General features: G+C 68.3%; 13 protein-coding genes. 7 read left to right on the top strand and 6 right to left on the bottom strand.

The window, feature by feature from the left end; genetic code table 11:
* Positions 1 to 4: 4 nt before the first annotated feature.
* The 3 genes from G4D83_RS43190 (at position 5) to G4D83_RS43180 (ending at position 4,938) form a co-directional block, all read left to right on the top strand.
* Entirely contained in the window at positions 5 to 3,400 is a 3,396-nt protein-coding gene (locus tag G4D83_RS43190) for an amidohydrolase family protein (protein ID WP_163870796.1), read from the top strand.
* Between the two features lie 192 nt (positions 3,401 to 3,592).
* Positions 3,593 to 4,357, top strand: coding sequence for a hypothetical protein (locus tag G4D83_RS43185; RefSeq protein ID WP_163870795.1), 765 nt, complete (start codon positions 3,593 to 3,595; stop codon positions 4,355 to 4,357).
* Positions 4,354 to 4,938 carry a hypothetical protein gene (locus G4D83_RS43180; RefSeq protein ID WP_163870794.1) on the top strand — a complete coding sequence of 195 codons (585 nt, stop codon included), beginning with the start codon at positions 4,354 to 4,356 and terminating at the stop codon, positions 4,936 to 4,938. The genes G4D83_RS43185 and G4D83_RS43180 overlap by 4 nt, the downstream gene beginning before the upstream one ends.
* Positions 4,939 to 5,013: 75 nt before the next feature.
* Here the strand turns inward: G4D83_RS43180 and G4D83_RS43175 are convergent, their stop codons facing one another.
* From G4D83_RS43175 to G4D83_RS43165, 3 genes are all read right to left on the bottom strand, one after another.
* Positions 5,014 to 5,601, bottom strand: a complete 588-nt coding sequence (locus G4D83_RS43175; RefSeq protein ID WP_163870793.1) for a hypothetical protein — start codon at positions 5,599 to 5,601, stop codon at positions 5,014 to 5,016.
* A 145-nt stretch (positions 5,602 to 5,746) separates the two neighbouring features.
* Positions 5,747 to 6,289 carry a DoxX family protein gene (locus G4D83_RS43170; protein ID WP_163870792.1) on the bottom strand — a complete coding sequence of 181 codons (543 nt, stop codon included), beginning with the start codon at positions 6,287 to 6,289 and terminating at the stop codon, positions 5,747 to 5,749.
* On the bottom strand, positions 6,286 to 6,891 hold the full coding sequence (locus G4D83_RS43165) for a TetR/AcrR family transcriptional regulator (protein ID WP_163870791.1): 606 nt from the start codon (positions 6,889 to 6,891) through the stop codon (positions 6,286 to 6,288). Before G4D83_RS43165 ends, G4D83_RS43170 begins: the two co-directional genes overlap by 4 nt.
* Before the next feature lie 162 nt (positions 6,892 to 7,053).
* Between G4D83_RS43165 and G4D83_RS43160 the strand changes: the two genes are divergently transcribed.
* Positions 7,054 to 7,737 carry a hypothetical protein gene (locus G4D83_RS43160; RefSeq protein ID WP_163870790.1) on the top strand — a complete coding sequence of 228 codons (684 nt, stop codon included), beginning with the start codon at positions 7,054 to 7,056 and terminating at the stop codon, positions 7,735 to 7,737.
* A gap of 304 nt (positions 7,738 to 8,041) precedes the next feature.
* Here the strand turns inward: G4D83_RS43160 and G4D83_RS43155 are convergent, their stop codons facing one another.
* Together G4D83_RS43155 and G4D83_RS43150 are read right to left on the bottom strand one after the other, a co-directional pair.
* Entirely contained in the window at positions 8,042 to 8,920 is an 879-nt protein-coding gene (locus G4D83_RS43155) for an SDR family oxidoreductase (protein WP_163870789.1), read from the bottom strand.
* Between the two features lie 66 nt (positions 8,921 to 8,986).
* The gene (locus G4D83_RS43150; RefSeq protein WP_163870788.1) at positions 8,987 to 9,619 is read right to left on the bottom strand and encodes a TetR/AcrR family transcriptional regulator; all 633 of its coding nucleotides are present in this window, start codon (positions 9,617 to 9,619) and stop codon (positions 8,987 to 8,989) included.
* A gap of 100 nt (positions 9,620 to 9,719) precedes the next feature.
* Here G4D83_RS43150 and G4D83_RS43145 point away from each other — a divergent pair, with 100 nt between their 5' ends.
* The 3 genes from G4D83_RS43145 to G4D83_RS43135 are packed head-to-tail and all read left to right on the top strand — an operon-like array spanning position 9,720 to position 15,074.
* Positions 9,720 to 11,429, top strand: a complete 1,710-nt coding sequence (locus G4D83_RS43145) for an acyclic terpene utilization AtuA family protein (protein WP_163870787.1) — start codon at positions 9,720 to 9,722, stop codon at positions 11,427 to 11,429.
* A gap of 4 nt (positions 11,430 to 11,433) precedes the next feature.
* Complete coding sequence (locus tag G4D83_RS43140) at positions 11,434 to 13,050, top strand: acyl-CoA carboxylase subunit beta (RefSeq protein WP_163870786.1); 1,617 nt, start codon at positions 11,434 to 11,436, stop codon at positions 13,048 to 13,050.
* A 14-nt stretch (positions 13,051 to 13,064) separates the two neighbouring features.
* On the top strand, positions 13,065 to 15,074 hold the full coding sequence (locus G4D83_RS43135; protein WP_163870785.1) for an acetyl-CoA carboxylase biotin carboxylase subunit: 2,010 nt from the start codon (positions 13,065 to 13,067) through the stop codon (positions 15,072 to 15,074).
* A gap of 60 nt (positions 15,075 to 15,134) precedes the next feature.
* Here G4D83_RS43135 and G4D83_RS43130 read toward each other — a convergent pair whose 3' ends face one another.
* Positions 15,135 to 16,358 (bottom strand): MFS transporter, encoded by a 1,224-nt coding sequence (locus G4D83_RS43130; protein ID WP_163870784.1) that lies wholly within the window; start codon positions 16,356 to 16,358, stop codon positions 15,135 to 15,137.
* Between the last annotated feature and the right edge of the window lie 25 nt (positions 16,359 to 16,383).

Below are 16,383 nucleotides of genomic sequence, written 5' to 3'. Positions count from 1 at the left end.
TCCGGTGAAACGACTGACTTCAGCCCTCTGCGTCGCCCTGCTGGTACCGGGCACGCTCTTCGCCGCGCAGCCCGCGGCGACTCCTCCCTCCGCTCGGCAGGACCCGCTGCCTGCTCCCCAGAAGAAGGACGAGGCCGCGCGCGAAGCCGGCCGCGCCGTGGAGGTGGACCCCAACGCCCCGTCCGCCGAAGCGGGCGCCAAGGAGGACAAGGAGAAGGACGCCTGGAAGGTGGACGCTCCAGGGTTCCCCGCGAAGCAGGTGGACATCGACGTCACCGAGGGGACGTGGATGAACGTGGATGTGAGCCCGAGCGGGGACGAGCTCGTCTTCGACCTGTTGGGCGACATCTACGTGTTGCCGCTGGCGGGAGGCGAGGCGCGCGCGCTGACCTCCGGTGTCGCATGGGACATGCAACCGCGCTTCAGTCCGGACGGCAGGTCCATCGCCTTCACCAGTGACAGGGGTGGCGGCGACAACATCTGGGTGATGAAGCGGGATGGCTCGGACGCGAAGGCGGTGACGCAGGAGAAGTTCCGCCTGCTCAACAGCCCCGCGTGGAGTCCGGACGGACAGTTCCTGCTCGCACGCAAGCACTTCACCTCGCGGCGCTCGCTGGGCGCGGGTGAGGTGTGGATGTATCACCGCTCCGGCGGCGAGGGCGTGCAGCTCACCGAGCGCGCCAACGAGCAGAAGGATTTGGGCGAGCCGGTCTTCTCTCCCGACGGCCGTTACATCTACTTCAGCCAGGACGTCACGCCGGGCAAGACGTTCGAATACAACAAGGACCCCAACGGAGAGATTTACGCCATCCAGCGGTTGGATGTGGAGACGAAGGAGATCGACCCCTTCGTCACCGGGCCGGGTGGCTCCATCCGCCCTACGCCGTCGCGGGACGGCAAGCAGCTGGCGTTCATCCGCCGGGTGCGGACGAAGTCGGTGCTCTACGTCACGGACGTGGCCTCTGGCGCGGAGCGCCCGCTGTATGACGGGCTGGACAGGGACATGCAGGAGACGTGGGCCATCCACGGCGTGTACCCGACGCTGGCGTGGACCCGGGACGACAAGGCGATTGTCTTCTGGGCGGGCGGCAAGCTCCAGCGCATCGACGTGGCGACGAAGCAGGTGACGCCCATCCCCTTCCACGTGAAGGGCACGCGGACGATTGCCGAGGCGGTGCGCTCGCCGCAGGTGGTGGCGCCGGAGCGCTTCGCCACGAAGATGCTGCGCTGGGTGCAGGTGTCGCCGAAGGGCGACCGCGTGGTGTACCAGTCGCTGGGCAAGCTCTACGTGAAGGAGCTGCCGGGTGGCGCGCCGAAGCGGCTGACGAAGCAGGAGGACCACCTGGAGTTCTACCCGTCGTTCTCGCGGGACGGGCGCTCCATCGTCTACACGACGTGGGATGACGAGAAGCTGGGCGCCATCCGCGCGGTGTCCGCGACGGGCGGCGAGGGCAAGGTGCTGACGTCGAAGCCGGGCTACTACGTGGAGCCCGCGCTGAGTCCGGATGGGAAGTCGCTGGTGTACCGCGCGACGGGGGATGGCTACCTGATGCCGGGGCAGTGGAGTCGGGAGACGGGCCTCTTCGTGCAGCCCGCGTCGGGAGGCACGCCGCGCAGGCTGGCGCGCGACGGTGAGCAGCCGCACTTCGGGGCGCGCTCGGACCGCGTGTACTTCCTGCATGTGGAGCACAAGGAGAAGGAGGACGTGCGCTCGCTGAAGAGCGTGGGTCTGGATGGGGGCGAGGAGCGCTCGCACCTGTCGAGCGCGGAGGCGACGGAGCTGCGCGTGTCACCGGACGAGCGGTGGGTGGCGTTCCGCGAGAACTTCAACGCCTTCATCACGCCGTTCCCGAAGGGCGCGAAGGCGGCGACGGTGGGCCCCGAGGCGAAGGCGCTGCCGGTGGCGAAGGTGAGCCGCGACGCGGGCGAATACCTGCACTGGGCTGGAGACAGCAAGAGCCTGCACTGGGCGCTGGGGCCCGAGCTCTTCACTCGGGCGCTGAACCAGTCCTTCGCCTTCGTGGAGGGTGCGCCGGAGAAGCTGCCGGCGGTGCCGGAGAAGGGCGTGGACCTGTCGTTCCAGGTGAAGGCGGACGTGCCGGAGGGCACGGTGGCGCTGGTGGGCGGGCGGGTCATCACGATGAAGGGTGACGAAGTCCTGGAGCAGGGCGTGGTGGTGGTGCGGGGCAATCGCATCGTCGCGGTGGGGCCGGTGGGCAAGGTGCAGGTGCCCGCGGGAGCGAAGGTCATCGACGTGAAGGGCAAGACGCTGATGCCGGGCCTGGTGGATGTGCACTGGCACGGGGCCATGGGCGTGGAAGGGCTGATGCCGGAGCAGAGCTGGGTGCAGGCGGCGTCGCTGGCGTTCGGAGTGACGACGCTGCATGACCCGTCGAACTCGTCGGAAGAGGTGTTCGCGGCGAGCGAGCTGGGCAAGTCAGGCGCGCTGTTGTCTCCGCGCATCTTCTCCACGGGGACGATTCTGTATGGCGCGGCGGGCGTGGGATATCGGACGCCGATTGAGACGCTGGACGATGCGCGCTCGCACCTGCGGCGGATGAAGGCGATGGGGGCCTTCAGCGTGAAGAGCTACAACCAGCCTCGCAGGGACCAGCGGCAGAAGGTGCTCCAGGCGGCGCGAGAGCTGAACATGCTGGTGGTGCCGGAGGGCGGCTCGCTGCTCCAGCACAACCTGTCGATGGTGGTGGACGGGCACACGGGCGTGGAGCACGCGATTCCGGTGGCGCGCATCTACGCGGACGTGAAGCAGCTCTGGGGCAAGAGCGGCACGGGCTACACGCCGACGCTGGGCGTGGCGTACGGCGGCAACTGGGGCGAGAACTACTGGTACCAGAAGACGAACGTCTGGCAGGACGAGCGGCTGTTGTCCTTCGTGCCTCGGCGGGTGGTGGACTCGCGCAGCCGTCGGCGGACGATGGTGCCGGACGACGAGCTGAACCACCTGGACGCGGCGAGGACGGCGCGCGAGCTGAACGACGCGGGCGTCAACGTGCAGCTCGGCGCGCATGGACAGCGCGAGGGCCTGGCGGCGCACTGGGAGCTGTCGATGTTCGGTCAGGGCGGGATGAAGCCGCTGCAGGCGCTGCGCGCGGGGACGCTGGGCGGAGCGCGCTACCTGGGCATGGATGGAGAGATTGGCTCGCTGGAGGAGGGGAAGCTGGCGGACCTCATCGTGCTGGACAAGAACCCGCTGGAGGACCTGATGAACAGCCGCGGGGTGCGCTTCACCATGGTGAACGGGCGGCTGTTCGACGCGGCCACGCTCAACGAGGTGGGGACGCGGCAGCGCCAGCGCGCGAAGTTCTTCTTCGAGAAGGACGGCAACGAGGGCTGGAGTCCCAAGGCGACCGCGCACACGCATACGCACGAGTGCGATTGAGCGTCAGGTGACGTGACGCGGGCTCCGGGGGCGTGCTTCCCGGAGCCCGTGGCCGCTCCCATTGGAAAAGGCCACCTCGAAGCCGTCCCGCATTTTCCGCTTATTCATTGATTGTCTGCTTTGTCTTGAATGTAGGTGTAGTCCCTCCTAAACTGCCTGGGCGCCGTGGGCAGCAGCGGGAGGCCGAGGAAGATGTCGGTGAAAGTTCAAGGGCTTGGGAAGGCCCTGGCCTGTGCGCTGCTGGTGGGCGGTTGCTCATCGCCCCAGGTCGCGGACCCCGACATCGTGCGTCCCGCGCCGGGTGCGCCGTTCCTGGACAAGCTTCCGGGGCCGATGCTGGGGCCATTCAGCTCGCCCTCGAGCGCCCTGCTCGCGGCGTGTCGGAAGATCCTCACCAAGCCGAACTCGAGCGCGGGTGGGCGGGACCACCAGGACTTCGATGTCCGGTGGCGTGTCTCCAGTGAGTACTGCGCCTGGATGTATTACACGCCGGACCAGCAGTACGTCGTGAGCAAGCTGACGGACCAGTCGCGAGTCGACCCGTTGCAGCGGAGCAAGAGCTGTCTGCTCCCCTCCTGGGTGGATGACCCGCGCTATCCGCCCGACGCCATCCGATACATCTACGCCCTGCACAACCATCCCTATGGCAGCAGCCTGACGGAGAACGACATCCGGTTCATTGTCTCGGAGGGGCTCGCGCATGGCTTCGAGAGCGAGACGAAGGATGGGCGCTTGAGGCTCTCCGTCGTCGCCTTCTTCTCTCGAAGCGCGTCGGAGCCGTCGTGTGACGGCTTCCACCAGTACATCCCGCTGACCGGGCAGTTGTTGAAGTGGACGCGCGGTGGGGCGAATTGGCAGTGCGAGCAGACGGGCTCGGTGCGCTGGTCGGATGCTGATACACGAAAGTTCACCGTCCAGAAGGGAAGCTCGCCGTGCGAGGGGAGCAAGACGCCATGAAACATCTGCTCCTTCCACTGCTGCTGCTCGTGTCGAGCTGTGTCCGGCACGCGGGCGCCCGCACCGCGACTCTTCCGGAGGACCCGTCCATCCAGTTCCCGGAGGCACTGGGGCAGGAGGCCCTCTCCCTGGCCGCGGAGGGACGAGCGTATGTCCTGGATGGCGCGATGCTCGGCGCGCTCTCGATTGCCGCCAATGACTTCCTGCCGTTGGAGTCGCGCGAGCGCTCGTGCTGGAACCGGCAGGAGTCGTACCTGTATCGCGTGCTCCGACAGGGGGCCGTGTTCTTCGTGAGCATCTCCGCGAACCCCACTGCGTGTGGAGCCGAACCACGCATGTTGGATGGTGGCGGCGCGTACGCCATCGGGATGGATGGGCGCATCCTCCGGCGTCGCTTCGATGGAGAGCCGGAGGCGTTGGTGCCGGAAGGGGCCGCGCCGGATGCGGGCACGGAGCTCGACTCGGGGACGTCCCCGGACGCGGGCATCCCCGTCGGGGATACGACGTGGGGCAAGCCGCTCCAGCCGGTGCCCTCCTGGTGGACGGATGGCGGTACGGATGCGGGAGCGGCGCCCCACTGAAGTCAGGCGCGAGTCACGTGTCGTCGACGGCTCCAGGGACACATGGGGCCCCTGGCGCCGCTTCGCTGACACGATTCAGATGCCGGTCAGCACCAGTGTCTGGAGGGCCGTGTACTGAGGAAGCCCCTCGGGGGAGGCGCAGGCATTCTCCAGGTCGGCGGTGACGAAGGTCAGGGTGCGCACGGCGGTGGCTCCCGCGTACTTCCCGGAGACGACCGTGCCAATCTGGGCCGTCTCCTTGACGGAAGAACCTCCGCTGATGATGACCTGGGTGAGCGAGAGCTGAGACGTCTCCCCGGTGTTCCAGGTGATGTTCACCGTGGCCCCACGGATGCCGACCAGCTCATCGCAGGTGAGTGCGGGGCGAAGCACGGTCGGGAAGCCCGTGGTGCCGGACGTCACCGGAGGGGCCAGCAGCGCCGTGCAGTTGGTGAGGCTGCCGGCACCCGAGGTGTACGTGTCCTGGGGTGTATTGGTGAGGGGCGGCGAGAAGGAGATGGTCGTCGTCCCGAGCGGACACACCACCGTCCCGAGTCCCAGCGGCGCCTCGCTGGACTGAAACGAGGACTCGGGTGGAGGTGTGCCCTCGGTGCCACAAGCGAAGAGGGTGCTGGAGGCCAGGAAGAACGTCGTGAGCCACAGCCAGGGTCGTCGGGTGTGCATGTCCGCCTCGGGGTTGGAGGTGGAGACACCGTAACGATGCCTCGCACGGCGGGCGCACGCGGCGCGGGGACCTTATCGGCTGTGAGTCATTGCCTTTGTACCCGAGTCCAATGCGGGTGGCCCGCGGTCTTCCCCGCAGCGTGTTCTACGCGGTGGCGCGAGCGGAGAGCTTCCGCGACAGCAGCGCATCGAGCGAGAAGCGCCCGGGCCCCGCGGTGAGCAGCAGCACGGAGACGGCGATGTACAGCGTCGCCAGCTCAGAGGAGCCGGAGCCACCCGCGCTGCGTCCTCCCGCGCGGACGAGCCAGGTGGGCAGACCACCAAACGACTCTCCGGGACCGGAGGTGACGCCCATCACGCTGAGCCGGATGAACGGGTCACCCAGTGGGATGTGCGCGATGGCGATTCCCACGAGCATCGTCACGGCGACGCCGAGCGCGGCCAGTGGTGTCGCGACTCCCACCATCCACGCGAGCCCTCCGAAGAACTCGGCGGCGGCGCCGAGGAACTGGAGCACGCCGGGCACGGGAGAGCTTTCTCCCATCCAGGTGAAGGGCATCACCATCTTCCCCGCGCCATGCAGGGCCATCAGTCCACCGGTGAGGACCCGCAGCACGAGCAGTCCCGTGGACAGCGAGCGATTGGCGGGGCGAGGGTCGACGAGGAAGGGGGACAGTTGAAGCGTCATCGGGCTTTCTCCGGGGCGTCGTTCTCCAACAGCGACAGGGCGAAGCGCAGGGAGGAGCGGACGAGCGCGGAGTCTGGCTCCGTCTTGCCCACCACGCTCATGCCCTGCACGAGCACGACGAGGTGCGCGGCCAGCTCGTGCGCGTCGTGTCGTCGGCTGAGGAGTCCCTGCTCCTGGGCCTCCACGATTGCGGGCTCCAGGGCGGCGGCGAGCTTCGCGAAGGATTGTCCGACCACGGCACGCACCTCGGGGTCATGCGGCGCGACCTCCGCCGCGGTGTTGGCGAGCAGGCAGCCCCGCGTCCGTCCCGGCCCCGTGCAGCCCTTGCCGCGCACGCGCAGGTAGTGCTCCAGGCCAGCGCGGGGATTGGCGCCATGGGACAACAGCTCTCGAATCTGCACGGCGCTCTGGTCCGCGTAGCGGCGCAGCGAGGCGAGGAACAGCGCGCGCTTGTCACCGAAGGCGGCATACAGGCTGCCCTTCAGGACGCCCGTTCCCGTCTCCAAATCCCGGACCGACACGGCGTGGTAGCCGGTCGTCCAGAATTGCTCGATGGCGCGGTCCAGCACCGCGTCCTCATCGAAAGTCTTCGGTCGCCCCATGCGCACTCCTCGCGAGACCCCTGGGGGCGCGCGTTCTTGGACGCTCGTTCAAATAACGATTGTTGGACGATTGGTCAAGTTCGAGTGAAGGGAACGGCCTCACGGGCAGGGGTGTCGAAGGAACCCACGCTGGATGTGGGCATGGCCGACAGGAGGCGACACATGTGGGTGGGACCGGGCCGGCGCTGGGGGCTGATATCCCTGGTGATGGGAGTGGCCCTGTCGATGGACTCCGACATGGAGCGCCCTGTCTTTGGAGACCCGCTGCTGGAGACGTTTCCGGGGCCGGGGATTGGTCCCTACAAGGACTACGTGGATGCGTTGGTCGAGTCCTGCCAGTACGTGCAGGCGAGGCCCGCTGAGCGCGAGGGTCCGTCGTGTCTCTGGCTGTACTACAGCATGGAGCAGCCGTACTTCATTGGCAGGCTGTCGAAGCCATTGAGGGTGGACCCGGAGCGGGACAGCACGAGCTGCCTGCTGCCGTGGAGGATGGATGACCCGCGCTATCCGCCAGGGTCATCCAGGAGCACGACGGTCCTGTACAGCGGTGTCCATGGAAGTGAGCTGTCGGACGACGAGCTCTACTTCATGGTGTTGGAAGGGGAGCGCCACAGCATCGAGAACGAGCCAGGTCGTGCGCGTGCTTGGGTCTCCATCGCGCTCACCATCGCGAATGCCAGGACGCCCCCGTGTGATGGGTTCCACGAATACATCCCCATCACCGGGCAGTTTTTCAGGCGGATGCGCTCGGACGAGGGCTGGCGGTGCGAGGTGACCGGGGAGGTGAGTTGGGTGGATTCAAAGCTCACCGTGAAGCGCATTCGGCGTCCCTGTCAGACGCCATGAATCATGGGGCGGAGTGCTTCGTACAGCTCAGTCATGCGCTGTAACTGCTCGATGCGTTCCGTCGGAGTGAGCTCAAGATTCTGTAGAAGAAGGGACACGTCCACGCCCGCCTCGATGGCGACGTCCCAGTGAGGGCCATCGCTGGGAAAAGACTGCCGGAGCAGGTCCCTCATATCCATGGCCCTACTCCAGGTCGGGAGCGCCTTGTCCGCAGCACTCCTCGACAAATTGCCGACCACGTGACAGGCGCACTTGGCGGCTTTTGCAGCAGGTGGCCTCTTCACTCCTCGCCGTCCAAGGCACGTCAGGACTTGTCGTCGCCCGCCAGGATGCGAGGCGCCGCCGCGCGGTGGAAGCCCTCGTAGGGCTTGGACGCGGAGGTCTCCTCCAGGGGGAAGATCTTGGTGTTGCACGACGCGCCACCGTCAATCTTGATGACCTCGCCGGTGATGAACGCCGCCACGTCCGTGAGCAGGAACACGATGGCGCCGCTCACCTCCGCCTCCGTGGCCAGCCGCTGCAACGGCACTTCCTTCTTCAACAGGGGGATGAGCGCCTTGACGCCCTCGTCCTGGTAGCTGTCCATGCCGCTCGACGCCACCCAGCCCGGCGCCACCGCGTTGACGCGCACGCCCGTCGCCGCCCACTCCACCGCCGCCGTCTGCGTCAGGTTGAGCATGCCCATGCGCGCCGCGCCCGAGTGCCCCATTCCCGGCATCCCGCCCCACGCGTCCGCGAGCATGTTGACGATGGACCCGCCGTGGTTGCTCATCGACTGGAGGTAGACTTCACGCGCCATCAGGAAGCCGCCCGTGAGGTTGGTGGCCACCACCGCCTCGAAGCCCTTCTTGGAGATGGCCGCGAGCGGTGACGGGAACTGTCCACCCGCGTTGTTCACCAGGCCGTGGATGCGCCCGCGCGCCGCGACGATGCGCGCCACCGTGGCCTTCACGCCTTCTTCATCGCGGATGTCCACCGTCTCCAGCGAGCACTCGCCGCCGTCCTCGCGCAGCTCCGCGGCGACCTTCTCCAGCTTGTCCAGCTTGCGGCCCACCAGGACGACGTGCGCGCCGAGCGCCGCCAGCTCGTGCGCGGTACAGCGCCCGATTCCGCTGCCGCCTCCCGTCACGACGATGTTCTGTCCCTTGAAACAACCCGGTGCGAATACAGAGCGGTAACCCATGTCGTCTCCCGAAGTGGCCCCGTGCGTGGCGCGAGGGCCCGTGATGTCCGTGGTCGCCTCGCGGCGTCAGTCTCCCGCTTTCCGGCCGCGCCGGGAACGCAGCGCGTCCTCGAGCGTGAGCGACCAACGGTGGAGAATCTTCTTCCTGCGCGCGCTGTCGTCCCGCAGCAGGTTGGCGAGCCCCAGGCCCCGGATGAGGTCCAGCGTCGCCTGTATCAGCTCACGCGTCTCCGGCTCGCGGTCGTCCACGTCGAGCAGCGCCACCGTGAGCCGGTGCACCTCCCGCCCCACCTTCGCCTCCACTGGCAGGAGTTGCGCGCGCAGCTCCGCGTCCGCGCTCGCCGCCACCCAGAGCTGCGCCACCGCCGCGAAGAGGGGCTGCGTGTAGAAGCCCGCCAGCATGTGCAGGATGCTCTCCGTCCGCCGCGCTTCGGCTGGCTGCCGGGCCGCTCTCCGACTGAGCTCCTCCACCTGCTGGTGCCCCACGTACTCCACCGCCGCCGCGACCAGGTCGCCTCGCGTGGGGAAGTGGTGCTGGCACGCGCCGCGAGACACGCCCGCTCGCTCGGCGATGACCGTCATCGTGGAGCCTGCCCACCCCAGCTCGGACAGGGCGCCGATGGCGGCCTCCATCAAGCGCTGCCGGGTCACCCGGCTGCGCTCCTGTTCCTGTCTGCCCGGGGGCGGTGATTCGCTCACGAAGCCAGCTTGAAAGGCACCCTCGAAAAAAGCAAGCGCGCTTGCTTTTTTAAGGACGCCCTCCCACACTGCCCGCATTCAGGCTGGACGTGGAGAGCGCATGAGCGAGTCCCCCCTCCGTATCGGCAATGCCTCGGGCTTCTATGGAGACCGCTTCTCGGCCGTCCGGGAGATGCTCGAAGGCGGCCAGTTGGACGTCCTCACGGGCGACTACCTGGCGGAGCTGACGATGTTGATTCTCGGCCGCGACAGGATGAAGGACCCGTCCACCGGCTACGCCAAGACGTTCCTCCGGCAGATGGAGCAGTGCCTGGGGCTCGCGCTGGACAAGAAGGTGAAGGTCGTCGTGAACGCGGGCGGGTTGAATCCGTCCGGCCTCGCCACGGCGCTGCGCGAGCTGAATGACAAGCTGGGCCTCAAGGCGCGCATCGCGCACGTGGAGGGGGATGACCTCTCCGGCAGCGCGGACGAGCTGGGCCTCGGCTCGCCCATCACCGCGAATGCGTACCTGGGCGGCTGGGGCATCGCCGAGAGCCTGCGCGCGGGCGCGGACGTCGTCGTCACCGGTCGCGTGACGGATGCCTCGCTGGTGGTGGGCCCCGCCGCCGCGCACTTCGGCTGGAAGCGCGACGACTGGGACAAGCTCGCGGGCGCCATGGTGGCCGGCCACGTCCTGGAGTGCGGCACGCAGGCGACGGGTGGCAACTACTCCTTCTTCAAGGAGCTGGATGTCCGCCGGCCCGGCTTCCCCCTGGCGGAGCTGCACGCGGATGGCTCGTCCGTCATCTCCAAGCACGCGGGCACGGGTGGCGCGGTGACGGTGGACACGGTGCTCGCGCAGCTCCTCTACGAGATCACCGGGGCCCGGTACGCGGGGCCCGACGCGACGGCGCGGTTCGACTCCATCTCCCTGGCGGATGACGGCAAGGACCGTGTGCGCATCTCCGGGGTGAAGGGCGAGCCGCCTCCGCCCACCGTGAAGGTGTGTCTCAACCACCTGGGTGGCTACAAGAACGAGGCGACGTTCATCCTCGTGGGGCTCGACATCGAGGAGAAGGCGGCGCTCATCCGAGGGCAGATGGAGGCGGCGCTCACGCGCAAGCCCAAGGAGTCCCACTGGACGCTGGTGCGCACGGACCGCGAGGACGCCGCCACGGAGGAGCAGGCCGCGGCCTTCCTGCGGGTCGTGGTGAAGGACGCGGACCAGAAGCTCGTGGGTCGCTCCTTCAGTGGTGCCGCCGTCGAGCTGGCGCTGGGGACCTACCCCGGCTTCACCATGACGGCGCCGCCGTCGGATGGCGCACCGTATGGCGTCTACACGCCGGCCTATGTCGACGCGAAGCGTGTGGAGCACGTCGCAGTGCTGCCGGATGGCGCGCGCACCCTCATCCCGCCCACGGAGCAATCCCTGAAGCTTGGGCCCGTGGAGACGCCCGCGTTGCCGGAGGCGCCGCCTTCGGGCCCCACGCGGCGAGCACCGCTGGGGCGAATCATCGCGGCGCGCAGTGGTGACAAGGGCGGTACGGCGAACATCGGCGTGTGGGCGCGGACGGACGCGGCCTGGCGCTGGCTTGCGCACTTCCTCACGGCGGAGAAGCTGCGCGAGCTGCTGCCGGAGACGGCGGCCTATCCGATTGAACGGCACGACTTCCCCCGGCTCCGAGGGGTGAACTTCGTGGTCGACGGGATTCTGGGCGAGGGTGTGTCGTCATCGACGCGCTTCGACCCGCAGGGCAAGGCGCTGGGGGAGTGGCTCCGCTCGCGCCATGTGGACATCCCCGAGTCGCTGCTTCGTGAAGGAGAGGGTTGAGCCGATGCCAAGAATCACATCGCGGGTGAACACGGGCTCGGAGTCGTTCCAGGCACAGCGCGCGGACATGCTGGCGCGCCTCGCGGAGCTGCGGGGCGTGGAGGCGAAGGTCCGCGCCACCGAGAACAAGGCGACCGAGAAGTTCCACAAGCGCGGCCAGTTGCTGCCCCGCGAGCGGCTGATGATGCTGTTGGACAGGGGCTCGCCCTTCCTGGAGCTGTCCACGCTGTGCGGGTACGGCTACCACGACGACAGTGACGGCTCGCTGGCGGGCGGCAACAGCATCGCTGGCATCGGCTACGTGTCGGGCGTCCGGTGCTTCGTCTTCGTCAACAACTCCGCCATCAAGGGCGGCACAGCGTCGCCCTGGGGCGTGCAGAAGGCGCTGCGCGGACAGGCCATCGCGCTGCAGAACAAGCTGCCCATGGTGTCGCTGGTGGAGAGCGGCGGCGCCAATCTCATGTACCAGCAGGAGATTTTCATCCCGGGCGGGGAGACCTTCTACAACCAGGCGCGGATGTCCGCTGCGGGCATCCCGCAAATCACCGTGGTCCACGGCTCCAGCACCGCGGGTGGCGCGTACCTGCCCGGCCTGTCCGACTACGTGGTGATGGTGAAGAAAAAGGCGAAGGTGTTCCTCGCCGGCCCGCCGCTGCTCAAGGCCGCGACGGGCGAGGTCGCCACCGACGAGGACCTGGGCGGCGCGGAGATGCACGCCACCGTCGCGGGCACCGCGGACTACCTGGCCGAGGACGACGCCGACGCCATCCGCATGGCGCGCGAAATCGTGTCCAAGCTTGGCTGGAACGAGCGACTGGCGGCCGCTCCCCCCACGCTCTACGAGGAGCCGCGCTACTCGCCTGACGAGCTGTGCGGCGCCATTCCGGCGGACTACCGCAAGCCCTACGACTGTCGCGAAATCATCGCGCGCTTCGTGGACGGCTCCGACTTCACGGGCTTCAAGGACGCCTACGACACGCACACCGTCTGCGGGTGGGCGAACCTCTTCGGCGCGTCCATCGGCATCATCGGCAACAACGGCCCCATCAGTCCGAAGGGCGCGACGAAGGCGGCGCAGTTCATCCAGCTCTGCTGCCAGTCGGGAACGCCCATCGTCTACCTCCAGAACACCACGGGGTACCTGGTGGGGACGCAGCCGGAGCAGGGCGGCATCGTCAAGCACGGCTCGAAGATGATTCAGGCGGTGGCGAACGCCACGGTGCCGCAGGTGACGCTGCTGGTGGGTGGCTCGTTCGGCGCGGGCAACTATGGAATGTGCGGCAGGCCGTTCCATCCGCGCTTCATCTTCGCGTGGCCCAACGCGCGCACGGCCGTCATGGGCGGCGAGCAGGCGGCGAAGGTGATGTCGATTGTCTTCGGCGAGAAGCTCGCGCGCGGCGGCGAGGTGGTGGACGAGGAGGCCATCCGCGCCTTCACGCAGCCCATCGTCGACCAGTTCGACAAGGAGTCGCATCCCTTCAACGCCTCGGCGCGGTTGTTCGACGACGGCATCATCGACCCGCGCGACACGCGGCGGGTGCTCGGCTTCGTCCTGTCCATCTGCCGCGAGGCGGGTCGACGCGAGGTCAATCCCAACAGCTTCGGAGTCGCACGCCTGTGAGAGGAGCGAACGGGATGGAGCGTTTCAGCAAGGTCCTCATCGCGAACCGGGGTGAGATTGCCGTGCGGGTGATTCGCACGTGCAGGCGGTTGGGCTATCGGACGGTGGCGGTGTTCTCCGAGGCGGACCAGGGCGCGCCACACGTGCTCGCGGCGGACGAGGCGGTGCCGATTGGAGCGTCGCCCGCGAGGGAGTCGTACCTGGTCATCGACAAGCTCATCGGCGCGGCGAAGGCGTCGGGAGCCCAGGCGATTCATCCGGGCTACGGCTTCCTCTCCGAGAACGCGGCCTTCTCGCGCGCGTGCAAGGAGGCGGGGCTCATCTTCATCGGCCCCGACGCCGAGGCCATCACCCTGATGGGCAACAAGCGTCAGGCGAAGCTGCGGATGATTGCGGCGGGTGTCCCGTGCATTCCCGGCTACGAGGCCTCGGACGCGGACGATGAAGCGCTGGCGGTGGAGGGCGAGCGCATCGGCTTCCCGCTGATGGTGAAGGCGGCGGCCGGTGGTGGTGGACGCGGCATGCGACTGGTGCACGAGGCGTCACAGCTCCGCGCCGCGCTGCGTGGAGCGCGCTCGGAGTCCACCAATGCCTTTGGCAGCGGCGAGCTCATCCTGGAGCGGGCGGTCATCGACGCGCGGCACGTGGAGATTCAGGTCTTCGCGGACGAGCACGGCAACGTCGTGCACCTGGGGGAGCGCGACTGCTCGGTCCAGCGGCGTCACCAGAAGATTGTCGAGGAGAGCCCGTCTCCCGCCGTCAGCGCGGAGCTGCGCGAGCGGATGGGACAGGTAGCGGTCACCGCGGCCAGGGCGATTGCCTACAAGGGCGCGGGCACCATCGAGTTCCTTCTGGCGCCGAGCGGCGAGTTCTACTTCATGGAGATGAACACCCGTCTCCAGGTGGAGCACCCCGTCACGGAGGAGATTACCGGCCTGGACCTGGTGGAGTGGCAGCTGCGCGTGGCCTCGGGCGAGGTGCTGCCGCGCGCGCAGAAAGACATCACCTGGACGGGGCACGCCATCGAGGTGCGCCTGTGCGCGGAGGACCCGGCGAAGCAGTACGCACCTCAGGCGGGGCGGCTCTTGACGTGGCGGCTGCCCTCGCGTGAGGGCGTGCGAGTCGACCATGGCGTGCGTGAGGGGCAGGACATCCCGCCCTTCTACGACTCCATGCAGGCGAAGGTGATTGCGTACGGCTCGGACCGGGAGCAGGCGCGGCGCCGGCTGGTGGAGGCCCTGCACGAGCTCACCGTCTTCGGCGTCACCACGAACAAGGCGCTGCTGCTCCATGTGCTGGAGGACGGCACGTTCCGCTCCGGCGTCTACGACACGGGCTTCATCGGCAAGCACGCGGATAGCGCGACGCTGACGCGGCTGTACGAGACGACTCCACGTGAGCGGGCGCTGGCGGCGACGGCGCTCTTCCACGACGAGGCGCAGGTGCTCGCGAGGAGGAGCGGGCTGGACGGCTCGCTGGTGAACTGGAACACGGCGTACACGCATCCAGTGGCGATAACGCTGGAGGACCGGAACGGTCAGTCGAAGGTCACCGTGCGGCCGGTGTCTCCCACGCTGTACGAGGTGAGCGCTGACGGCGAGTCGCTCGAGGTCGGCGTGCTGGGCCTGGCGGACAGCGTGTTCGACTACTCCATCGCCGGGGCGCGAGGCCGTGCGCGCTATCTCCGGAGCGGGGACTCGCTCTGGTTGGATTCGGGAGTCGGGGCACGCCGCCTCACGGATGTGACGTTCCGTCCGCCGAAGTCGACGGAAGGGGCGGGCACGGGCCGTCTGCTCGCGCCGATGGACGGGCGCATCCTGCGCGTGGATGCGAAGCCGGGTGACAAGGTGAAGCCGGGTGACGTCCTCCTCGTGCTGGAGGCGATGAAGATGGAGTTCCAGCTCGCGGCGGACATTTCTGGTGTCGTCGAGGCGGTGAATGCCTCGGTGGGTGGCCAGGTGTCAGCGAAGCAGTTGCTCGTGGTGCTCACGCCGGAGTCGAAGCCGAAGGAGCCGCCGGCCTGAGTCGAGCGAGGGGGGGGCGGGCAAACCGGGCTCCGGATGTCCGTTGCCCATCCCCTCGATTCAGTGGTGGTGGACCTGTCTGTCGTCGCCGGGCTGAGCGCGCTGTCGGCTCAGTCCGAGCACGGCGAGACCGGTGAGGCACAGGGCGGCGCCGGAGGCACAGACACCCGCCCAGCCGAAGTGGGTCCACAGGGTGGTTCCCAGCCAGGAGCCACCCGCGCCGCCCGCGAAGTACGTCACCATGTAGAGGGTGTTGAGGCGGCTGCGCGCCTCCGGACGCAGGGCGTAGACGCGCGTCTGGTTGGAGATGTGGTTGCCCTGGGCGCCCAGGTCGAGCAGCACGACGCCGAGGGCGATGCCCCACAGCCAGCGGCCCAGTGGCCACATCAACACGAAGGACAGGAGCAGCACGCCGATGGCCAGCATGTTGATGCGCCGGCCGCCGTGTGAGTCCGCATAGCGGCCCACGAGTGGGGCAATCATCGCGCCCACGACGCCGACGACACCGAAGAGGCCGGCGGTCTGGGGGCCGTAGTGCTGGGGGAGGCTCTGGAGGTACAGGGCGAGCGTGGACCAGAAGACGCTGAAGGCGCCGAAGGTGAGCGCGCCGAGCACGGAGTGCAGACGCAGGATGGGCTCGGTGCGCGCCAGGTGGATGAGTGAGCGCATCAGCTCCGGGTAGGGCATGGCGGCCACGGCCGGCTGCGAGGGCAGGGTGAAGCGCAGCACCAGTGCGAGCAGGAGCATCAACCCGGCGGCCATCCAGAACATGGAGCGCCAGCCCAGGTGCGTGCCCACGAAGCCGGCGGCGGTGCGCGACAGGAGGATGCCGATGAGCAGGCCGCTCATGACGGTTCCGACGACGCGTCCGCGCTGGGCGGCGGGGGCCAGGTGCGCGGCGAAGGGCACGAGGAGCTGGGGGACGATGGTGGTGGCGCCCACGATGAAGCTGGCGAGGACGAGCCACGGAAGGGTGGGCGCGAGCGCGACGCCGACGAGGGCCAGGCTCACCAGCGCGGACATGGTGACGATGACGCGCCGTCGCTCCAGGCTGTCGCCGAGCGGGACGATGAGCAGCATGCCCGCCGCGTAGCCGACCTGGGTCAGCGTGGGCACGAGGCCGAGCGAGCTGCCCGAGGCGTTCAGCTCCCGGCCGATGTCTCCGAGCAGGGGCTGGTTGTAATAGAGGTTCGCGGCGGTGGCGCCGGAGGCGGCGGCCATGAGCCCCACCAGCCCGGTGCTGAGCGTGGAGTGAGACGGTTCCGAGGGGGCGGGTGTCGACATGGGAGGCGCGGCGCACTCTCTGCCT

Source organism: Myxococcus eversor (genome assembly GCF_010894455.1).
Taxonomy (GTDB): domain Bacteria; phylum Myxococcota; class Myxococcia; order Myxococcales; family Myxococcaceae; genus Myxococcus; species Myxococcus eversor.
Note: the sequence above shows the minus strand (reverse complement) of the source record. Positions and strands in the feature narration are given on the sequence as shown.